General features: G+C 57.8%; 13 protein-coding genes. 6 read left to right on the top strand and 7 right to left on the bottom strand.

Annotated features, from left to right (window positions below; translation table 11 throughout):
• Nucleotides 1-30 precede the first annotated feature (30 nt).
• Together carA and dapB are read right to left on the bottom strand one after the other, a co-directional pair.
• A complete protein-coding gene (carA, locus tag QLQ83_RS17730; RefSeq protein WP_282736836.1) occupies nt 31-1,176 on the bottom strand; it encodes a glutamine-hydrolyzing carbamoyl-phosphate synthase small subunit in 1,146 nt (381 codons plus the stop codon).
• Between the two features lie 423 nt (nt 1,177-1,599).
• Nucleotides 1,600-2,403, bottom strand: coding sequence for a 4-hydroxy-tetrahydrodipicolinate reductase (gene dapB / locus QLQ83_RS17735; protein ID WP_282736837.1), 804 nt, complete (start codon nt 2,401-2,403; stop codon nt 1,600-1,602).
• A gap of 123 nt (nt 2,404-2,526) precedes the next feature.
• Between dapB and QLQ83_RS17740 the strand changes: the two genes are divergently transcribed.
• Complete coding sequence (locus QLQ83_RS17740) at nt 2,527-4,488, top strand: MBL fold metallo-hydrolase (protein ID WP_282736838.1); 1,962 nt, start codon at nt 2,527-2,529, stop codon at nt 4,486-4,488.
• On the opposite strand, the gene QLQ83_RS17745 is transcribed toward QLQ83_RS17740, so the two are convergent.
• Nucleotides 4,485-5,390 (bottom strand): DMT family transporter, encoded by a 906-nt coding sequence (locus tag QLQ83_RS17745; RefSeq protein WP_282736839.1) that lies wholly within the window; start codon nt 5,388-5,390, stop codon nt 4,485-4,487. The genes QLQ83_RS17740 and QLQ83_RS17745 overlap by 4 nt on opposite strands.
• On the bottom strand, nt 5,387-5,665 hold the full coding sequence (locus tag QLQ83_RS17750; protein WP_282736840.1) for a DUF2218 domain-containing protein: 279 nt from the start codon (nt 5,663-5,665) through the stop codon (nt 5,387-5,389). Before QLQ83_RS17750 ends, QLQ83_RS17745 begins: the two co-directional genes overlap by 4 nt.
• A 180-nt stretch (nt 5,666-5,845) precedes the next feature.
• Between QLQ83_RS17750 and corA the strand changes: the two genes are divergently transcribed.
• From corA to QLQ83_RS17775, 5 genes are all read left to right on the top strand, one after another.
• Nucleotides 5,846-6,811 carry a magnesium/cobalt transporter CorA gene (corA, locus tag QLQ83_RS17755; protein ID WP_282736841.1) on the top strand — a complete coding sequence of 322 codons (966 nt, stop codon included), beginning with the start codon at nt 5,846-5,848 and terminating at the stop codon, nt 6,809-6,811.
• Between the two features lie 322 nt (nt 6,812-7,133).
• Nucleotides 7,134-8,243, top strand: coding sequence for a DNA sulfur modification protein DndB (gene dndB / locus QLQ83_RS17760; RefSeq protein WP_282736842.1), 1,110 nt, complete (start codon nt 7,134-7,136; stop codon nt 8,241-8,243).
• Nucleotides 8,240-9,847, top strand: coding sequence for a DNA phosphorothioation system sulfurtransferase DndC (gene dndC / locus QLQ83_RS17765; RefSeq protein ID WP_282736843.1), 1,608 nt, complete (start codon nt 8,240-8,242; stop codon nt 9,845-9,847). Before dndB ends, dndC begins: the two co-directional genes overlap by 4 nt.
• On the top strand, nt 9,844-11,832 hold the full coding sequence (gene dndD, locus QLQ83_RS17770; RefSeq protein WP_282736844.1) for a DNA sulfur modification protein DndD: 1,989 nt from the start codon (nt 9,844-9,846) through the stop codon (nt 11,830-11,832). The genes dndC and dndD overlap by 4 nt, the downstream gene beginning before the upstream one ends.
• Nucleotides 11,819-12,118, top strand: coding sequence for a DndE family protein (locus QLQ83_RS17775; protein ID WP_282736845.1), 300 nt, complete (start codon nt 11,819-11,821; stop codon nt 12,116-12,118). The genes dndD and QLQ83_RS17775 overlap by 14 nt, the downstream gene beginning before the upstream one ends.
• A 73-nt stretch (nt 12,119-12,191) precedes the next feature.
• On the opposite strand, the gene dptH is transcribed toward QLQ83_RS17775, so the two are convergent.
• From dptH to dptF, 3 genes are read right to left on the bottom strand one after another with little or no spacing between them, the layout of a single operon-like run.
• On the bottom strand, nt 12,192-17,330 hold the full coding sequence (gene dptH / locus QLQ83_RS17780) for a DNA phosphorothioation-dependent restriction protein DptH (RefSeq protein ID WP_326521422.1): 5,139 nt from the start codon (nt 17,328-17,330) through the stop codon (nt 12,192-12,194).
• Nucleotides 17,302-18,597, bottom strand: coding sequence for a DNA phosphorothioation-dependent restriction protein DptG (gene dptG / locus QLQ83_RS17785; RefSeq protein WP_282736847.1), 1,296 nt, complete (start codon nt 18,595-18,597; stop codon nt 17,302-17,304). Before dptG ends, dptH begins: the two co-directional genes overlap by 29 nt.
• Nucleotides 18,597-20,210 carry a DNA phosphorothioation-dependent restriction protein DptF gene (gene dptF / locus QLQ83_RS17790; protein WP_282736848.1) on the bottom strand — a complete coding sequence of 538 codons (1,614 nt, stop codon included), beginning with the start codon at nt 20,208-20,210 and terminating at the stop codon, nt 18,597-18,599. Before dptF ends, dptG begins: the two co-directional genes overlap by 1 nt.
• Nucleotides 20,211-20,404: the final 194 nt, after the last annotated feature.

Here is a 20,404-nt window from a genome sequence, read left to right on the forward strand (position 1 = left end):
GAATGACGGTCTGATGGAGGGCGATGCAGCCTAGCGGCGCTCCTTCATCATGGTGACGAAGCGGTCGAACAGCGGCGACACGTCGCGCGGCCCCGGGCTGGCCTCGGGGTGGCCCTGGAAGCTGAAGGCCGGGCGGTCGGTGCGCTCGACGCCCTGCAGGGTGCCGTCGAACAGCGAGCGGTGGGTGGCCCGCAGGTTGGCCGGCAGGCTCGCCTCGTCGGCGGCGAAGCCGTGGTTCTGGCTGGTGATCATCACCTTGCCGGTATCGAGGTCCTGCACCGGGTGGTTGGCGCCGTGGTGGCCGTGATTCATCTTCACCGTCTTCGCCCCGCTGGCCAGCGCCAGCAGCTGGTGGCCCAGGCAGATGCCGAATACCGGGATCTCGGTCTCGAGGAGCTCCTGGATCGCCTTGATGGCGTAGTCGCAGGGCTCGGGGTCGCCGGGCCCGTTGGCCAGGAAGACGCCGTCGGGGGCCATGGCCAGCACCTCGGCGGCCGGGGTCTGGGCCGGCACCACGGTGAGGCGGCAGCCGCGGGAGGCGAGCATGCGCAGGATGTTGCGCTTGACGCCGTAGTCGTAGGCGACCACGTGGTAGGGACGTTCACCCTGGGTGGTATCGGCGTACCCCTTGCCCAGGGCCCACTCGCCCTCGCTCCACTCGTAGGGGGTCTGGCAGGAGACCACCTTTGCCAGGTCCATGCCCTTCAGGCCCGGGAAGGCGCGGGCCGCGGCCAGGGCCCGGTCGACGGCGTCGTCGCCCTCGGCCTCGGAACCGGCCAGGATCGCCCCATTCTGGGCGCCCTTGTCGCGCAGGATGCGGGTCAGGCGGCGGGTATCGATGTCGGCGATGCCCAGCACGTTCTGGCCCTTGAGGTAGTCGGAGAGCGTCTGTTCGCAGCGGAAGCTGCTGGCCAGCAGGGGGAGGTCACGGATCACCAGGCCGGCGGCGGCGATGGCGCCGGACTCGACGTCCTCGGCGTTGACGCCGGTGTTGCCGATGTGCGGATAGGTGAGGGTGACGATCTGACGGGTGTAGGAGGGGTCGGTCAGGATTTCCTGGTAACCGGTCATGGCCGTATTGAACACCACCTCACCGCTGGTTTGTCCATCGGCACCGATGGCCGTGCCGTGGAATACACTGCCGTCTTCCAGGGCCAGTATCGCGGGTCTGTTCAATGCAACGTCCTCCCAGGTTTTTTAGAGAGCTATCGAGACAGCTCGTCAGGAATACTGCGGGGCCATGGCCGGGCCCCGGGTGGCCGGCCCGCAAAAAAGCGGGACGAAACCCGATGTGAAGACCGGTTTCATCCCGCTTGTTGTCATTCGCTCGGAATGCCTGGGCCGAAGCAACAAGCGCTCGAGAGGGCTGTTTGCCCGCGCGCCCGGCCAAAATTTTGGGGATATTACAGGAAATGGCGCCCGGCGGCTACCCCCGAGCACTGAGCTGCCAGTCTTGCTCGGGGCTCATTCGGCGACAGGCCTACGGGGAGGCGCTGTGAACCCTTCCCTGGGCGCTACCGATGCCATCCCTGGCATAGGACCTCCCCTTCGGCCTGTCCCCGACGCCCCTCACAGCATGCAACTCTGCTCACCTCGGAATCAAAGCCCAAGCACATCCTGCATCGAGTAGCGGCCGTTGGCCTGGCCGGTCACCCAGCGCGCGGCGCGCACTGCACCCTTGGCGAAGGTCATGCGGCTCGAGGCCTTGTGGGTGATCTCGATGCGCTCGCCCTCGGTGGCGAACATCACGGTGTGCTCGCCCACGATGTCCCCGGCGCGCACGGTGGCAAAGCCGATCTCCTTGTCACTGCGCGGCCCACACTGACCCTCACGGGCGAAGACGCCATGCTCCTTCAGGGTACGGCCCAGGCTCTCGGCCACGACCTCGCCCATCTTCAATGCCGTGCCGGAGGGCGCATCCACCTTGTGGCGATGGTGGGCCTCGATCACCTCTATGTCGTAGCCCTCGTCGCCCAGCGCCTTCGCCGCCGTCTCGAGCAGCTTCAGCGTCAGGTTCACCCCCACGCTCATGTTCGGCGCGAAGACCATCGGCACCCGGTCGCGGAAGGCGTCCAGCTCAGCGAGCTCCTCATCGTTCAGGCCGGTGGTACCGATGACGATGCGCTTGCCGTGCTCGGCACAGACGGCCAGGTTGGCCAACGTCACCTGCGGCGCCGTGAAGTCGATCAGCACGTCGACGTCGTCGACGATGGCCTCGAGGGAGTCCACGGCGGCCACGCCCAGCTTGCCGACCCCCGCCAGCTCGCCGATGTCGGTGCCCACCAGCGAGCTGCCCGGTTCGACGATGCCGCCGGCAAGGGTGGCCCCGGCATCCTGCTGCACGGCGTTGACCAGGGTGCGGCCCATGCGGCCGGCGACACCGACGATGGCGATACGGGTCATGCGGACTCCTGCGAATTCGATGGCTGCGTAATGAGCGGCAGTATACCAGAGGCCACTCGCCCGGGGTGGTCGCCCCTCGGCAATCCCCCCACACTGGGCATATCGATGCCGAGGGCCGCCACCATGCCTGCACCGACCGAGCACCTCCCCGCGGACCACCCCCTGCTGACCCTGCTGCAGCGCCATGGGCGCGTGCTGGTGGCCGGCGCGCCGGGCAGCGGCAAGAGCACCCTGGTGCGCGCCGCCGCGGCGACCCTGGCCGCCCGGGGCCAGGCGTGCCACTGCCTGAGCGCCGACCCGGGGCTGCCCGGCATCGGGCCGCCCGGCATCGGGCCGCCCGGTGCGGCCTGCCTGGGCCGCTGGGAAGGGGGGGAGTGGCGGCTGGAAGCGATCGCCGCCCTGGCCACCCTGGATGCCGCCCGCTTCCGCTTGCCGCTGGTGCAGGCGGTGCGTCGCCTGGCCGAGCAGGCCCCCGCCGGGGCGCTGCTGCTGGACGCCCCGGGGGTGGTCCGCGGCGCCGCCGGGGCCGAGCTGCTGCCGGCACTGGTGCAGGCCGCGGGCATCGGTGCCCTGCTGGTGCTGGCGACAGACGCCGCCTCCTTCCCGCTGCACGAGGAGTGTCGCGCCCTGGGCCTGGAGACCGTCACCCTGGCGCCAGACCCGCATGCCCGCCATCCCGGAAAGCGTCGGCGCCGCGCGCGTCGCAGCGACGACTGGGACGCCTGGCTGGCACAAGCCCGGGAGACCGTGCTCGAGCTGCCCGCACTGGCCCTGACCGGCGCCGCCCCGCCGCGCAGCGCCCCCGAGGCCTGGGCGGGGCGCCAGGTCGGGCTGCTCGACGCACGGGGCGACACCCTGGGGCTGGGCGAGATCCTGGCGCTGGAGGGTGACCGGCTGCGGATTCGCGCCCCGGCGTCGACCGGCACGCCCCGCACCCTCGTGGTTCGCGATGCCCGTCGCGGCCGCGATGGCCAGCTGGGCACCGCACGTCCCCAAGCCCCCATCCTTGATACGCCGGAGCCGGACGATACCCCCGCGCCCCTGGAGAGTCGCGACGGCCCGCGCCCCCGGGCGGATCTCGGCACCTTCACCGCGACCCTGGTCAACGGCGTCTTCGGCGACCCGCTGCTGCACCTTCGCCTGCGTCACCAGTCGCGCAGCCTGCTGTTCGACCTGGGCGACCCCGGCCGCCTGCCGGCGCGCCTCGCCCATCAGGTCAGCGACGTCTTCATCAGCCACGCCCACTTCGACCACATCGGCGGCTTCCTGTGGCTGCTGCGCTCGCGCATCGGCGAGTACCCGCCCTGCCGGCTCTATGGCCCACCGGGGCTGGCGGAGCACCTGCAGGGGCTGGTGAGCGGCATTCTCTGGGACCGGGTCGCCGAGAAGGCGCCCCGCTTCGAGGTCGGCGAGCTGCATGGCGAACGCCTCGAGCGCTGGGGGATCGTCGCCGGCGACGCGCGACCATCCCCCCTGCCCTCGCGCCCGGCCCCCGGCGGCCTGCTGCACGAGGAGCTCGGCTTTCGCGTGCGGGCCACCACCCTCGACCATGGCACGCCGGTGCTGGCCTTTGCCCTGGAGCCCGAGCGGCAGGTCGCGGTGCGCAAGGAGCGGCTGGAGGCCCATGGCTGGCCGCCGGGTCCCTGGCTCGGCACGCTCAAGCATCATGTCCTGGCGGGCGAGGGAGAGGCCCGGGTACGGCTGCCGGACGGCACCACCCGGACCGCGGCCAGCCTGGCACAGGCCCTGCTGCTGACCCGGCCGGGGGAGCGGCTGGTCTATGCCACCGACCTCGGCGACACCGCGGAGAACCGCCGACGCCTGGTCTCCCTGGCGCGGGGCGCCCGGGTGCTCTTCTGCGAGGCCCCCTTCCTGGCGGTCGAGGCGGAACAGGCCCGGCGCACCGGCCACCTGACCGCCCGGGCCTGCGGCGAGATCGCCACGGCGGCCGGGGTGGCACGCCTGGTGCCCTTCCACTTCTCGCGCCGCCACATCACCGATACCCGCCGCCTGCACGACGAGATCCGCCTCGCCTTTCCCGGCGAGGCAGCCGGCGAGCCCGCGGGGAAGGGCGAGACCGACTAGCCGGCCGCCCGGCCGTTGCGCAGCAGCAGCGCGATCGCCACGATCACCAGCAGGCTGCCCGGCAGCCAGACCCAGCCGATCCGTTCGGGCTCACGGACGAACAGCAGCAGCATGGAGACGAAGGGCACCAGGTAGCTGTAGGCGGTAACCGCCCCCGGCGTGAGCGCCGAGGTGGCGCGCTGCAGGAGCCAGAAGGTCAGGGCACTGGAGAAGAGGCCCAGGTAGACCAGCAGCAGCAGGTCGCGGCCGGTCATGGTCGCCAGGCGCTCTACCGGCTCGACGGCGAGCCCCAGCAGCCCGATCAGCACGGCGCCCAGGCCCAGGCTCCAGAAGGTGCGCACCGCCGCCGACTCCGGCAGGCGTCCGGTCGACAGCCCCCACTTGCTGAGCACCGGATAGAGCGCCGTGGAGAGGCAGCCCAGGAAGAACACCGCCTCGCCGATGCCGAACTGCAGGCGCTCGCCCTTGGCCAGGGATTCCGCGAATGCCAGGCCCAGCGCCCCCGCCGCCCCCAGCGCCAGGATCGCCGGCAGGCGCCAGGCCAGGCGTTCCACGCCGAAGCCCAGCCCCAGCAGGAAGGCCAGCAGCGGCACCGTGACGAAGAGGGTGGCCATGGAGAGCGCCGTGGCATGGTGCGCCGCCCAGAACATGGCGCCGAAGAAGCCGGCCAGGCAGAGCCCCATCAGCGCATAGAGCGGCAGCCGCCGCCAGGCAGGCAGGAAGTCCGGCGAGCGCCGGGCCAGCCACCACAGGCCGCAGCAGGCGATGACGAAGCGCAGCGCGGTGAGCGAGAACGGCGGCAGCTCGCTCATTGCCCCCACCGCGGGAAACGACAGCCCCACCAGCGCCGCCCACAGCAGCATGCCGAGGTGGGCGGCGCGGGGCGAGACGCCGTCGCTCAATTTTCCCAGACGATCTCCAGGGTCACGCCCGTCAGCCCCTCGAGCGCGGCGTTCACCTTGCCCTCGAGCCGGTCCAGGGTCTCGTCATCCAGCGTCTCGACGGCCACCACCAGCCGATCCGGCTCGGCCTTGAGCAGGCAGCTGCCCTCGTCGAAGACGACCCGCGCCTGGGTCTCCTCGCGGTCGATCGGCCGTGCGTCCGCCCACTCCCGGCAGAGGCGCTCCACCAGCTCCTTGGCATCCTCGGCGGGAATCTCGGCTCGTGAAATCGGCATGGCGGCCTCCGCGTCTCGTTGAGTGAAATCCCAGACTAGGACGACGCCCCGATGAACGCCACCCCCTTTCCCGGTGCCCCTCGTCATGGCATCCCGTTCGCGCGGGGAGGGCGACAGGTGCCCGCCTCCAGGCACTATGCTGTGGCACAGGGCACCACCACCGATCGGGAGAGCTCGGCAATGATCATCAACTGCGTGGCCTACGAAAAGGGACATCGCCTGCAAGACATCCAGTCCGACGAGATCGGCGACTACCTGGGGCAACCTGACCGTTTCGTGTGGGTGGCACTGCACGAGCCCGACGCGCAGGAAATGGCCCGGTTCCAGGCGGTGTTCGGCCTGCACGAGCTGGCCGTGGAGGACGCCCTGAACGGGCACCAGCGCCCCAAGTTCGAGGAGTATGGGGAGTCGCTGTTCGTGATCATGCACATGGTCACGATGCGCGACGACCAGCTGGAGACCGGACAGGTGGCGGTGTTCGCCGGCCCGGGGTACGTGCTCTCGGTGCGCCTGCACCCGGGCCGGGGCTTCACCGAGGTCCGCCAGCGCTGCGAGCACGAGCCGAAGCTGCTCAGGCACGGCCCCGCCTTCGTGATCTATGCCCTGATGGATACCATCGTCGACCGCTACTTCCCGGTGGTCGAGGCCCTGCAGGCCGAGCTCGAGAGCATCGAGGACCAGATCTTCATCCGGGGGTCGGCCCGCCGGAGCCTGGAGCGCCTCTACCAGCTCAAGCGCCAGACCATGCGGCTCAAGCATGCCGCCATGCCCCTGGGCGAGGCGGCGAGCCACCTGTTCGGCGGCCGGGTCCCGGCGCTGTGCCGCAAGACCCGGGAATACTTCCGCGACGTGTACGACCACCTGAATCGCATCGAATCGGCGGTGGATACCATCCGCGAGATGACCATCACCGCGATCCAGGTGAACCTCTCGATGGTGGCGATCGACGAGGGCGAGGTGCACAAGCGGCTGGCGGCCTGGGCGGCCATCTTCGCGGTAGCCACCATCCTCGCCGGCATCTGGGGCATGAACTTCGCCCACATGCCCGAGCTCGACTGGCGCCTGGGCTATCCGCTGGCGCTGCTGATGATGGGCAGTGCCTGCGGGTGGCTCTACTGGCGCTTCCGGCGCGCCGGCTGGCTGTAGCCAGGACCTGCTAAAGCCAGCACAAAATGCTTCTCACTGCTGGGGCTAGGGCGCCGCATTTTTCAAACAGCCCACAAATCGCCATACACCCTTGCCGCCTGCACCACCGGCGCTTTCGCCGGATGGCAGGCGAGTCAGCAGGCTGCAAGCATGGCAACCGGTGGCGTCCAAAGGCAGTGAGCCACTACACTGTACAAAAGAACAGCACCTGCGCGGACTCGTTCCGGCCTCTAACGGAGGCGTTAATGCAACAACGCACTACTGCATTGAGGCGCCCCTTACGTTAAAATAAACGTACCCTTACGTCTAAGAACACGTACCAATGGCCCAAGCGACGCAACAGGCAGCCCACAGCACCCATGACTTCCCCGCGCTGCGAGGGATGCAGGGTGGACGCGCATGCTACACGATCATGTGCCCGCTGCGCCTGATCCCCAGGCTGTTTCACTACGACGACACAGAGCTCCCGCCTGAGGAGCGCGCCCAGCGCGCCATCAACCCTGGCCGCATCCCCGAGATCGCGGACTACCTGACACAGAACCCTGATAGCTACATCCTGCCGGCCATCACGGCGTCTCTCGACCAGGAGGCCGAGTTTGTCCCGACAGGTGAAGAGCTCGTCCCACTGGTGGGCATGCTGCGCATCCCCCGTGAGGCGCGATTGCTGATCAACGACGGGCAGCACCGGCGTGCCGCCATTGAGCGCGCTGTCACCAGAAAGCGCGAGCTGGGCCATGACAGCATTCCCGTCCTGCTGTTTATCGATGAAGGCCTGAAACGCAGCCAGCAGATGTTTGCCGACTTGAACCGGCATGCGATACGCCCCAGCACCTCGCTCAACACCTATTTCGATAAGCGCGATGCCGCCTCCACCCTGGCCCGCTGCATCATGGAGGAAGTCCCTTGCTTTCAGGAGCTTACCGAGGTCGAGAAGAGCTCGTTACCGCTGAAATCCAGGAAGTTGTTCACCCTCAGCGCGATCAAGAACGCCAGCTGGCGGTTCCTGGAGAAGCGCAAGCGCGACGACGCCAGCATCGATGACCATGTGGAATGCATCACCTTTTGGGCGGCCGCCTGCAAAGTCATGCCGGATTGGTTGGAATCGCTTCGCGACCCCAGCCTGCCCATGCAGCTTCGCCAAGGCTCTATTCATGCCCATGGTGTCTTTCTCCAGGCCCTGGCAGTGAGCTGCAGTTCGCTGCGCCGGGAAGCACACGAGCGTGACATCGACTGGTACATCGGCCGGCTGACCCCCCTCATGGAGATCGACTGGCAGCGCTCCAATCCCGAATGGGAGGGACGCTGCCTGCGCGATGGCCGAATTTCCAAATCACATACATCTGTCGAACTGCTGGCTTGCTACCTCAAACAACAGTTGGGGATACCACTAAGCGAGAAGCAGCTCGAGCTCGAGGGAGCCCTGACACCATGAGTGAAGCCATGCTTGATATCTCTCGTGATGAGATGTTTGCCGGGCAGAACTTTGCTGGTAGACCTCTTCCCGACTTGATCGGTGAATTACAACGCCTTTACCTGGAGGATGAGCGCCCTTGGGTGATTGGCTTCAGCGGCGGAAAGGACTCTACTGCTGTACTGTCTCTTATCTATACCGCCATTGAGAGAATTCAGCCTGAGGAGCGGCACAAACATGTGTATGTTGTGTGCTCAGATACACTGGTGGAGACGCCTGTCGTTGTCGATCTTATTACGACAACTTTGGAGCAGATCAACGCTAGAGCGAAGGATCAAGGCTTGCCTTTCTCTGCCCACCAAGTAGTGCCGAAGTCCAATGATACTTTCTGGGTGAACCTGCTGGGGAAAGGGTATCCGGCCCCAACCCAGAGCTTCCGCTGGTGCACTGAGAGGATGAAGATTGATCCTGTCAGCAGCTTTATTCTCGATAAGGTTACCCGCCATGGCGAGGTAATTGTTGTACTTGGTGCCCGCAGCCAAGAGAGCGCATCCCGCGCTCAAGTCATCGCTAAGCACAAGGTAGATGGTTCCCTTCTTTCTAAGCATTCGTCTCTCCCAGGTGCCTACACCTATATGCCTATCGAGGATTGGACCTCCGATGATGTGTGGCTATATCTCCTTAGCGCCCCAGCTCCTTGGGGAGGAAGTCACCGCAAACTATTTGATCTCTATAAAGACTCCAACGCCGGTGAGTGTCCTGTCGTTATCGACACCAAAACCCCGTCCTGTGGAAACTCTCGCTTCGGCTGCTGGACTTGCACTGTGGTGACAAAAGACCGCGCCATGGAAGGACTCATTGAATCCGGTGAGCACTGGATGCTGGAGCTAAAGTCTTTCCGAGATAAGCTATATGAAACGACCTTACCCCACAACAAGACTACTTACCGCAACCACAAGCGGCGCACTGGCAAAGTGCAGTACGCCCGTGGGCAAATTGACGATGACAGCACAATCGAAAAGAAGCATATCCCGGGTCCCTACTGGATGGCTTATCGGCAAGCCTGGCTGAAAAAGCTTCTGGAAATTCAGAAGAATCTCAACGACGGCGGAAACCCGATTGTTCTCATCCATGAAGACGAATTGAAGCACATTCGTCTAGAGTGGTTGAGTGACCCCAATGAGCCAGACGCCCTGGATGCGCTTCCTGCCATCTACACCAGTGTATATGGCCACAAGCTGGAGTGGATGCAGGACTCCGCGGGAGTCTTGAGCCAACAGGACGCAGCTGCCCTGAACAGCGCCTGCCTGGAGCACGGCACACCCATCGACCTGGCCGTCAAACTCCTCCAGCTTGAGCAGTCGCTTGATGGCTTGAGCAAGCGGCATGGCGTTTTCAAGCGGATCGACTCCCTCTTGAACCAGGACTGGGGGGATCTCGATACCCTTCACACCAAGAAACAGGATGCCAGCATGGCACTCGAGGGGATGCAGGCGGCCAAAGGAAAGATGCAGGATATCTTCCAGAAAAATATTGGTTACCAAGGAAAAACCCGCAACGCAAAAAGCGTCTATGACGAGCTGCTGGCAGGGCTAGAAATTCAGTACGAGGAGCTAAGCAAATGATCCTGAATACGCTGAAGATGGGCAATTTCAGGGTCTATAGAGGCGATCATGAGATCGACCTTAGGCCGGGATCAAGTGGGGCAAAACCCATTATCCTGTTTGGTGGCCTGAATGGCGCCGGCAAGACGTCGATCCTCACGGCCGTGCGTCTGACCCTCTATGGCCGCCGTATCCTGGGTGCTAAGGTGCCGAGTGAAGAGTATAACCGCTATCTGAGTGACTGTATTCACAAGCCCAGTGGTTCGGATCGCATCCCGAATAGCGCCTATGTACGGCTTAACTTTAGCGATAGTCGTGGTGGCCGACAGCACGAATACGATGTGGTGCGCAGCTGGTTCCGCGATACCAGTGGTGCTGTCACGGAAAATCTGCAGATCACGCGTGACGACGAGGTTCTCTCTCACCTCTCGCATGATCAGGCCCAAAGCTTTCTGAACGACCTGATTCCCCTGGGTATCGCTGACCTTTTCTTCTTCGATGGAGAGAAGATCGCTGAGCTGGCGGAGTCAAAAGGCAATGCAGCACTTGCCGATGCAATCCAGCGGCTGCTGGGCCTGGACCTAGTCAACAGGTTGCGGGCTGACCTGGGTGTCTATATTCGCAATCACTCGAAGGGCAGGTTACCGGAGGCGATTCGCCAAGAAGCCGAAACATTAGAAGCTGACTATGAGCGCTACTACTCGAGTTACCAGCATGAGCTCGAGGGAAAGGAGGCACTGGAGGACCAGCTGCACAACCTGAGAGCGGATATTGCCCAACTGGAACACAAGATAGAAGCGCATGGCGGTGCCTGGTACGAAAACCAAGCAGCTGAAAAGGAGAGAATGGAACACCTGCTGGCTGATCAGGAAGCTATCAGAGGGCGGATGCGTACATTAAAAGGCTCCCTCTACCCATTAGCGCTGGCTCCGACAGCGCTAGGTGCCTTGCTGTCTCAGCTCGATGCCGAGAGGCACTATCGCAAGCAACGGATAACCCACCAGGCCGCCAAACGCCAAGCGAAGGCACTGCGCAAGGAGTTGGAAGGTGCTCTACAGGGCCAGGAAGCACTGCTTATTAATGCTATCGAAAAAGCATTTGGCAAGAGCCTGAAGCCGCCCAAAAGGGTGGAATTGGTGCACGACCTGTCTGATAGCGAGATAGAGAAGTTACGCCATCAGATAAAAGTAGAAGCACCAAAACAAAAGCAGGAAGTTGATGAGCTAGAAAAGAAACTCGAAGGCCTGCGACACGAAATCAGCGAGTGTGCAGCAAACCTGGAGCGAGCACCGGACGAACAGCGCATCAAGCCGCTCTACGAACAGTTGCACGAAGCACAACTCAAACAAGGCCGTCTAAAGAGCAGAATTGAAGAAAAGCGTGAAAATGCTAAGCGCAAACTGCGCTCCGCCATGGACTGTGTCCGAAAGCTTAGAAAGCTTGAGAACGAGCATCAGCATCAATCGGACAGTGTCCATGCAATGGATATGGCCAAATCAGTCAGAAAAATGCTAACGAGCTACTCAGATAGCGCTAGGATTAGCAAAATCAAAGAGCTTCAGCATCACTTTGGCAAGTCTTTCCAGCGCCTAGCACGGAAAAAACATGACGGGCTTAGACCACGTATTGATCCTGACACCTTTAGTGTTGATCTTTCTTACCGCGACGGAAAGGTTATAGACCGTGAACAATTATCAGCGGGAGAGAAACAAATTTACGCAACAGCCATGCTGGAAGCATTAGGTAAAACCTCAGGCAAACGACTACCTATCATTATTGACACACCTCTTGGGCGATTGGACTCTAGCCACAGAGACAACATAATTGGTAGCTATTTCCCAAATGCTAGCCATCAAGTCATTTTATTATCTACCGATACTGAAATAAATTTTGGAAGCACACCAGCATTGTTTAACACTTCGGTATCAAAAACCTATACAATCGAATGTGATGGGTTTGAAGGTTCCACAAGCATAAAAAAGGGGTACTTTAATGCTGCCGAATAGAATAGCAATTACCGCCACATCCGAGGAAAAGCTAAAAAGAGAGCAAGCACGCACGGGGAAACAACCAAACATAGCAGCAAGAGAGGCTTTCTACAAAGCTTTAGAAAGCGGATTTGTGGTGAAAGACACAAATAAATTTACTCAAGGCACTATGTCAATGGACAAAAAGACCTGGCTTGGTGAAACTGAAAAAATCACAGAAGCAATTATCGACCAACTTTATTTTGGACTGAGCCTTGAAGAGAAAGCACGAGCTTGGGCTCTCACAGTTGAAAGGGGGCTATGAAATTGAAGGCCGGGCATCATAATAATAAATAACCGGCCACTAATAATATTTAAAAAAGCACATCCATATTATTTTAAACGATCTTATAAAAAGGCATATCTTGTATTTTCGATACCCGCTTAGCACCATCCACCAACAAGCTTACATGCTTCCCAAGAGACCTAACTTCTGCACTCAGTCGGTCTTCTGTTGCTTTATCCTCGGGATTGAACACTGCTTTTAAGTCTTGCGACTTAATCTGGGACACACGATGCACAACCCAAGTAAGAATATAAGATGAATAATCGACCTCCGCGGACTTGAAATGGGTCATTTCCTGAGTCGACAGGATCGTTCCAACACCAAATTCTCGTCCCTCTTTGAGGATCTTCTTAATCGAATCAAAGCCCTGCGACATAAAATTATCAGCCTCGTCGACGAGAACCATTTTTGTAATCTGCCGATAATCGCCTTCCTGAGCCGAACTGCCACTTTGGTGCATCTGCGAATAGAAAATATCGAGGGTAATGGCAACCACAAGGTTCTGTATCAGCGAATCATAGCCAGAAAGATTGATAACATTGACGCCGTCGATCAAGTCATATAGAGAGCGAGTTTTTTCTGTCTCAGGCTCGAATATCTGGAAGGTCACCAAATCATCGAGCACAGCATAGAGTGAGTCCTGCTCGACATTGTCCTGCTCTTGGTAGAGCTCCCATACATCCTGCAAAGTCGGTGCTGGACGATCCCAGGTACTCGCGTCGCTTGGGTGGATACCAGCACGACTGTAGGCCTCAAGAACCAGTGTGCGTATCTTATTCTGCTGGCGATTTCCAAGGTTATAGGCTTTGCCTATTGTACTGCGGAATAGGTTCGCGGTGTGCACTGGCAACATAGGCTTGTCGCCATGCAGCGCAAACGGGTTAAACGGCAGCCGATGTAGATCGAACACCCGCGCTCCCGTTGCCGCGACAAAGTCCTCTTTAATGTAGTCGGCCTTGTAATCGAAGACCAAAACGCCAATACTTTTCCCGCCGACGTTATGGGAAAAATTCTGCACTAACTGCGTGACGAGACTCTTAGTGAATTGGGTCTTTCCCGTACCCATCGTGCCGATGATCCCGGTATTGGTGTTGAATACCTTACTAGTGTTTGTCGGTTCCCAGTATATCGGCTGGTTGCGTAGGACATCATGACCAAAGAGTATCCTTAGAGAGCCTTCCACTAGGCCCGAGTACGTCGTCGCCGGCATCTTCTTGACAAGAGGCGTAAGTGCGTCAGCTCCAGATGGCTTTTCAGGGTCCTCTTCGAAAGGTTCAAGATTAGCCGGTGAAGAATCACTCTTCTCTACGGAGGCACCACTAGAAACCGGTGGGAAGCTATGTATAGTCCCTTCAAGAATGTACTTGCTCGGCACGTTACATAGGTTGTTCTCATTTATAAGGTTATTTAGCTCCTGCAAAGGCCTCGCCACAATATCGTTTAGAAGGCCGAAAGGCAGCTCAATGCGAAGGATGTCCCCGCTCTCGACATAGCTCGGCTCGAAGCAGGCATCATTTTCAACGAACGCCACAACAAAACCTGCGGGATAATCGCTAACTTCATCGACGGAGTAGTCCCCTGCTAGCCAAGCCTCACGCTGAGCGCGGATCTTGTCAAAATACTCGGCATTGAACACGTTGTATAACCGGTACTTCTCGATCTGAATGAAAAGCTGTCGGGCGAAGAGCGCCCGGTAAAGTCTGCCGGCTAGCGTCCGCGGTGTTAAAAGGTCCTCGGTGAGATACCGCTTAAGCTCCCGAGCCTGCTTTTCAGCTTTATCATAATCTGGCCTGACACCAGCCTTCACCTCGACAGGAAGCAAGTACAATCGTTGGTCCTTTAGCCCGACAAGCAGTACGTCATCAGAGATGACACCTGAACGGTAGCCTTGGACCACGCGAGAAAACTCACTTCCGGTCAGCTTTAATCCGCTGTTGGCAGCAACACGAACAAGCTCAGCGACGGAAAACGGCACCCATGTAATGTCAGCCTGCAAAACCAAGGTTGACGCAAACTTGTAAGCTCCGATGACTCCCTGTATGCCCTTCCGCTCCGTAGAGGAAGCAGTCAGCATGTGTAAGAGCCACTGCCCGTTGAAAGCATTGAACTCGTTAATCAGGCCAGTGCGGTGCTCACCCGTGGTTGACTCCAGCACATTCCTGTAGAGCTCAAGCTCGCGAGTAACGGTAACAGCGTCGTAACTGGCAGAACTCGTGTACTGATCTGAGTAATGAATTAGCACCACACCGTCTTGGGTGTCAAAAAAGTCGAGCGTTACCTTCGGATCGATAAGCGTGGTCCAAATGCTGCTGCTGTAGCAGCGCTGGAGAAGCGTACGAAATTCTTCATTAACCGCGATCGCCACGGCATTACTGCCTGTATATGTCGCACTCGGAAGGCGCGCGGGCATCCACAAACTACCATAGAGTTCGGCCAATTGTAGGTGCGGCCGAGCCTCAGTGTCGATTCCTCGCAGGCCGAAGGCAGTGTAGTACGCGCCCCCTTTATTCTCCGATGCTTCCCCCGTGATAAGGCCATTTGCAGCGACCCCGCTTAAGGAGGCATTTACACGCACGAATTGGCGGTCCACACGCTCCTCGTCTCTAACAAAAGTTATATGAGCATATAAATACCCATCAGGGCTATCGCTGTGTGAAAACTTACTATAGGACATGCGAGTGCGAAGAGCATCAATAACAGCATCCGCGACCGACTTGTCCACACCCTTGTCCATGCCGAGCTGTCGGCGCATATCTGCAGCATCGACAGCTTCAGAAAAACCATCAAATGCATTGAACCTCAGAGTCTCATCATAGAAGTTAATATGGATCGGTGTTGGCTTCGCATCACCTCTATTTAAGGCATGTTTAAAATACTCTACGATGCCGTACAGCACCTCACTCGCGTCAAGCCCGTTGACCACGTTAAGGATGAGCTCACTCTCTTCGTGGACAGTGAACAATGCACTGAAGGCGTTCTTGAACTCCAGCAGCTTTTCTTTAATAAGCTTTCTGACAAACTCGTAGCTACTGTCTTCACGCGGGACAAGCTTTAGCCAAAAAGCATTATGCGGCACAGATTGGACATGCGCAAACCCATGCAACTCGTCATAGACAAAGGGCAGCAGGCCACGTGGTGTCAGTCGGTCTAGGGTTACCTTGGGCAAGTGGGCAAAGCTCCGCACGGACTTTTCCCCAGCGGCAGCCTCTGCCAAGTACAGGTAGTAAGCCAGCACCAGCGGGTGATACGGAGAGAGGTACTCGGTGCCCTCGTCCGTATATAGCCCGACATGCATCACGAGCCGCTGATACTGCGTTAATACAGTGTCGTGTTTAACACTACCTAAGTAAGCGAGAGAAGACTCAACAACCCCCCGCACTACGTGGCGAAAACTCGGTCCCCAGGAAGCTAGAGAGGGTAGAGTGCCAGTAGCGTCTAGATAGGCAAAAAGATTCTCATAACTATCCGCGAGTTCTGAATCTGCTTCGCGTAGCGCCTTTAGACTGATGAGCTCGCCTGTATCGCTCGAACCGACCACGCGTTGCTCGACGAATAACGCTTCCCGGCGCAGGAACATATGGCGCTCTGCGACGACTTCGTACTCGCGGTTGTCGAGTGAAACACGACCGCGGGGGTTATATTGACCGTTGTACTCATCATCAAAAAGGTGGGCACCCCGATCGCCATCTAAAAGAAGTGGCACTCCGAGACGATCACTGGCAGGCTCGCTCTTCACGAAGAAATCAAGGTGGCGACCGTAGCAGTCCAGCCGAAACTCCACTTTATCTGACTCGTTTGCAAGCTGCGAGAAATCAACACTAGAATAGATCAAACCATTGACGGTCTCTCCTGGGGCGGTAACTACGAAACTCTCACCACCACCTTCGCCAATCTGTAATGCTTCAGCATCAGTCTCCAGACGAAGTTGCTGTTGCTTAGTGTCCACCAGATAATAGTTTCGAAAGCCTCCAACATAGAACCACCCTTTTCGCAGGAGAAGGCAATGAAACTCATACTTCTCAGCCGCCCGATCACGCGAGGTAGAAAGCTTAAAGAAAGCAGGCTGAGCCGATACTTTGATGCGCAGCTTGATGAATGAGCGCTTACCGCTACGACTTACGTCCAGGCTGGGCTCGAGCTCAGAGGGCACCTCCTGTCTGACCTCGCCGTTCTGCAAATCAGATCCCTCAAAGCTAATCCTGAGCTCGATTTCGTCAACTGTAGGGTCTGCAAGTAGCAGAAGATGACGTTTTCGTTGGCCAGCTGCTCGCTCGTTCTGCGCGCGGTCTATGAGCGAAGCGCTGCTTGGATCCAGTACCGACTTTTCATAGATCAATGCAGGTTTGCTGCTCTTTTTCTCGTCGTCACGGAATCTTTGAAAATCAACACTCTGCCAGTGCTCAAGATCCTCTTTCGGGAAGGTTTCTTTGATAAAGCCTTCGGTAAATCGGTCCTTTAACCGCAACTGTAGGGAATTTGGATACTCTTCAACCTCGCTGAGAATCTGTCGATACAGCTGCCGGTTCTCGTCAAGGCGCTTACGAATAAGCGTCTCATCAGTGACACTAGCCTCAGTGATAAACGGATCTGGCAGCAGCTCCAGCTCATTAAATCGCAGTTGACCGTCTTGCAACGCATGGTAAAGAGGTGCAAAGCCAAATACTGTCGCATCCTCTTCGCAGAGAACGTCAAACTGATAGTTAAGCAGGCATTCAGAGACTTTTCGCTGCGCCCCTAGCTTCTGGTTGATGAGCTGTTCCAGGCTCCTCTTAACATAACCGCGGCTCCATACAGAACCACCTGCACCAAGGTCATCAGCATTGTTTATTAACGTGTCCAGCAGGCTGTTATGGATAATGAGGAGCGCACAATCTTTGAGTGGTTCTCCCTGGCGTGAGATTTCATCACGGAGGAAGGAGATGTAATTTTCTGAATAACTCTGCGCCGCTCCAGGATTCTGGAGGACTGGAATAACCCGCGCGCCACCGCAGAAGAGGTAAGGCAATGCAACCTTCCCAAGCTGTACATGCCCACCCGCCTCATCAATAAGCGCTGCATGGAGCGACTCAGCGTTTGTGCTATCCGGTGAACGAAACTGATAACGCGAGCCAGGTGTGGCATGGCGCTGTGCCCACGCAGAGAACTGCTCTACGAGGAATGTGTCAAAAGGTCTTTTGCACATATACGGCATCCCCACTGTCACTCATGCGCTCGACGTTACCGATACGCTCAAAAAACTCAATTAGCGCCTGCTCAGACTGTTTGTCAAAGTACACACCGCGCGCAGCGAATTCCTGAAGCAGCTCGCGCATGCGCAAGCGGCTTCTCTCTCCAACAGCAAGGTTTGCTAGTAGCAACACAGCCTCTTGAGTAAGAACAAGGACGCGGCCTGCTCGCCCGCGTGCTTGAATGAAGCTCCCCCCAAGCCGTTCATGCACGTCCCCCTCGACTCTCTGATTCGCACTCTGACGCGAAGACCCTGGCCCGAACTGCTGCACCGACAGCTCAAGCAGCCCCTCAATCCAATCTAGCGCCGAGCCGTGGGACGAGGGATGCGGTAGCTTGCGATCTGCCGCAAAATCTGAGGCGAAAACAGCAAGTTGTTGTGTGATTGTGCTAGAAGGTCCTTCAGCGCCAATCAGTGCCGGTAGTTCCCAAAGGCGTACGGGGTCTTTATTGCTCGGCAACAAGGTTTCGAGCATCGCGAGAATAGGAAATAGCCGCCTGACTGGTTCCTTCAAAGAATAGTATCCGTGCCGCGCGATTTGGCTTCGCTCAGTGCTGGCTTTCTCATTTTCAAGGATGAAGTAGAGTGATCTACTTCGAGGTTCACCGTCCTTCCACTCATTTAGGTTTAAGGCAAGCTGAGAGATGTAGAGAAAACCGTACAGTTCGAGAAAGCTTTGGATTAGCGATAGCATGATCTGCGGCTTAGAGGTAAGAAAGCGTAGATCCTGCTGAAACAACTCTGATAAGAAAGGGAGATATGAGGGAGGAGTCACACGCGGCTGCGAATGTGTCAAATGCTTCTGCGCGATCGTTAGGATCTGTTTCTCGATGAAGTTTAGTGGGGTGCTTAGGCCGCTTGAGTATTCCCCTTTACCGCGGAGCGAAGCAAATAGATCCGCAACTCGGTGATCGGATGTTGACGACCGCTGCGACTGCATAGCAACCAGCGTAAGCTCGGGAGTGATGTCGCCCAGCACATTACTGTGGAAGTACATAGCCTCTAGCAGATCCCATTGTTTGGGATCATCTAGCTGGCCACGAAAGTGCTGTTCACAGTGCTCCTTGAGCTTCTCAGTATTGAGCCCTTCAGCTGAGCGTCCCAACAGGTCGGACAGAAATAGAGCAACCACCTGATTCCACTTAAAATCATTCTTGCTAGTGTTAATTGGCAGGAAGGGGCTTGTCGGGTTACTCTTGATCTCGGTATGTAAATTAATGACGCGCCCCATCAGACTTCCCCCTGCACCTCGATGGATTCATCTTCTAGCTGCTTAAATTCGACGCAACGCCCATTACCGTATACATAGATAGTTTTATCTTGGAGAGCCTGTTCAATGATGGATTCGACAATCTCTTCAAGAATCACAATGACACTCTTATCGTGCTTACTCGGACGGTAGCCGGCTTTGATCTTTAGCATCAGATCAAGAAGACTCGCACCGATCTTTACCGGTCCCACCTCCTTGCCGCTTGCCTTGAAAAATGCATTGAAATAGTTGATGTCCTGACTCGCCCCTTGTGCGATTCGGGCGAAGTCCGGATGAATCTCAATGTGCGCTGCCAAATCAAAAGCACCACGTCGGCCAATCAACAAGTGCCGCTTCTTAAGTGGGCGGGCGTTGCGGTTGACGTATCGCGTCAGCGCTAATACAAAAATATCTTTATAAAATTCACTTCTAAGCGTGCTAACTTCAGACCCAGTAGTAGCTGCGGTAGCTTCTATCTCTTTATGGAGACTCCAGAATCGCGCATACTGGTTGAGAATTGGGCACTTGAAGCAGGCCTCGAAGCGCTGATGGTAATTGTTACCAATATCACTATACTGCAAAAGAAAGAAGAGCCGGATAAAGGATGCGGGCTTATCTAGCCCAAATATACCTTCCGCCTCTAACTGTTGTAAAAAGACATGGAAATCAGCATCGCTTAGATCAAGGCTTAGGCGAAGCACAAAATCGTCAAGATCCCGATGCCGTAACCTTGCAGGATCATGAGCAATGATCCGCTGCGCAAGCTCATTATCACTCGACGAGAACAGATTATCGAAAATATAGCCTTTGGCGGTTAGCAGGTGGTGAAAGAAGTCTAACAGCGCCCGTGCGGTCAGGAACTGGTCGTTGAAGAGCCTTGCTTTGAGGAGCTCATTAATAACTACACGCTGGACACCTGAATCGCTAAGAAGACGAAAATTCGCGTAGAGTTGCTGGTCGCTGCCCTCTTGGCAACCTTCGTGTAGCAACCGGAAAAATGGATTATCCGCACTGGTGCTCGTCAATCGCCCCAAGAGCGCGCTGGCAAACGCAGATCTACCGCCCTCAACGGAGAGCTGAAACTTTGGGTACTGTGAGAAGCTGATGAAGTGATGACACGCATTGCCAGGCTTCGATTCTAGAAAAGCCCTAAAGGAGTCTTTGATGTCTCGATGTTCCTCCGCCCCTTCCTGAGCATAGTTTGCCAACATCCCGACGTTGATGCCGACTGCAAGTGGCTCTCCCGTCCTCTTCACATCACTGAATAGCTTGTTCAGGGCGTCCACCGCGCTCTCAGCTGGCGAAAAGCTATGGGTTGCATCGAGACGGAAGTGGACTTGCCCATTATAGGTGGTGTGATGGTGTGCCATAATGGCAGACTTGCCGTCACCACTACTGCCGCATAAAAATACTATTTCACCTGGCGCTAGCTTTTCCAAACGTTCCACGAAAGCGCTTTCGACAGGGCTTGGCACATAGAGGTATTGTTTATACGCATAGAGTTCCGAATCCTCTATAGACTCGACCTCCACAGCATAACGCGAGGATTTCTTTAAAACCTCGAGAGCTTCACGAAGCGTTACCTGTTTGCCCATACCAGCACCGAATCAACCTCCCATATTTTATCGACATGCCGTAACGAACTGGCATCACCTCAGCTATGCAAAGCTTTTTTATGTGTATACACTGGATAAAAAAACAGGGAAGCTGCCTTTAAACAGCGCAATGGATATGATGGTTGCAAAATAAAAGGCTCTTGCCAACCGCACAAGAGCCTTTTATTTCCGTT

Source organism: Halomonas rhizosphaerae (assembly GCF_030010555.1).
GTDB lineage: Bacteria > Pseudomonadota > Gammaproteobacteria > Pseudomonadales > Halomonadaceae > Halomonas > Halomonas rhizosphaerae.

Coding starts and splice junctions, on each gene's coding strand:
- dapB (WP_282736837.1), bottom strand. CDS start 2,403: ATGACCCGTATCGCCATCGTCGGTGTCGCCGGCCGCATGGGCCGCACC.
- QLQ83_RS17740 (WP_282736838.1), top strand. CDS start 2,527: ATGCCTGCACCGACCGAGCACCTCCCCGCGGACCACCCCCTGCTGACC.
- QLQ83_RS17750 (WP_282736840.1), bottom strand. CDS start 5,665: ATGCCGATTTCACGAGCCGAGATTCCCGCCGAGGATGCCAAGGAGCTG.
- corA (WP_282736841.1), top strand. CDS start 5,846: ATGATCATCAACTGCGTGGCCTACGAAAAGGGACATCGCCTGCAAGAC.
- dndB (WP_282736842.1), top strand. CDS start 7,134: ATGGCCCAAGCGACGCAACAGGCAGCCCACAGCACCCATGACTTCCCC.
- dndC (WP_282736843.1), top strand. CDS start 8,240: ATGAGTGAAGCCATGCTTGATATCTCTCGTGATGAGATGTTTGCCGGG.
- dndD (WP_282736844.1), top strand. CDS start 9,844: ATGATCCTGAATACGCTGAAGATGGGCAATTTCAGGGTCTATAGAGGC.
- QLQ83_RS17775 (WP_282736845.1), top strand. CDS start 11,819: ATGCTGCCGAATAGAATAGCAATTACCGCCACATCCGAGGAAAAGCTA.
- dptH (WP_326521422.1), bottom strand. CDS start 17,330: ATGCCGTATATGTGCAAAAGACCTTTTGACACATTCCTCGTAGAGCAG.
- dptG (WP_282736847.1), bottom strand. CDS start 18,597: ATGGGGCGCGTCATTAATTTACATACCGAGATCAAGAGTAACCCGACA.
- dptF (WP_282736848.1), bottom strand. CDS start 20,210: ATGGGCAAACAGGTAACGCTTCGTGAAGCTCTCGAGGTTTTAAAGAAA.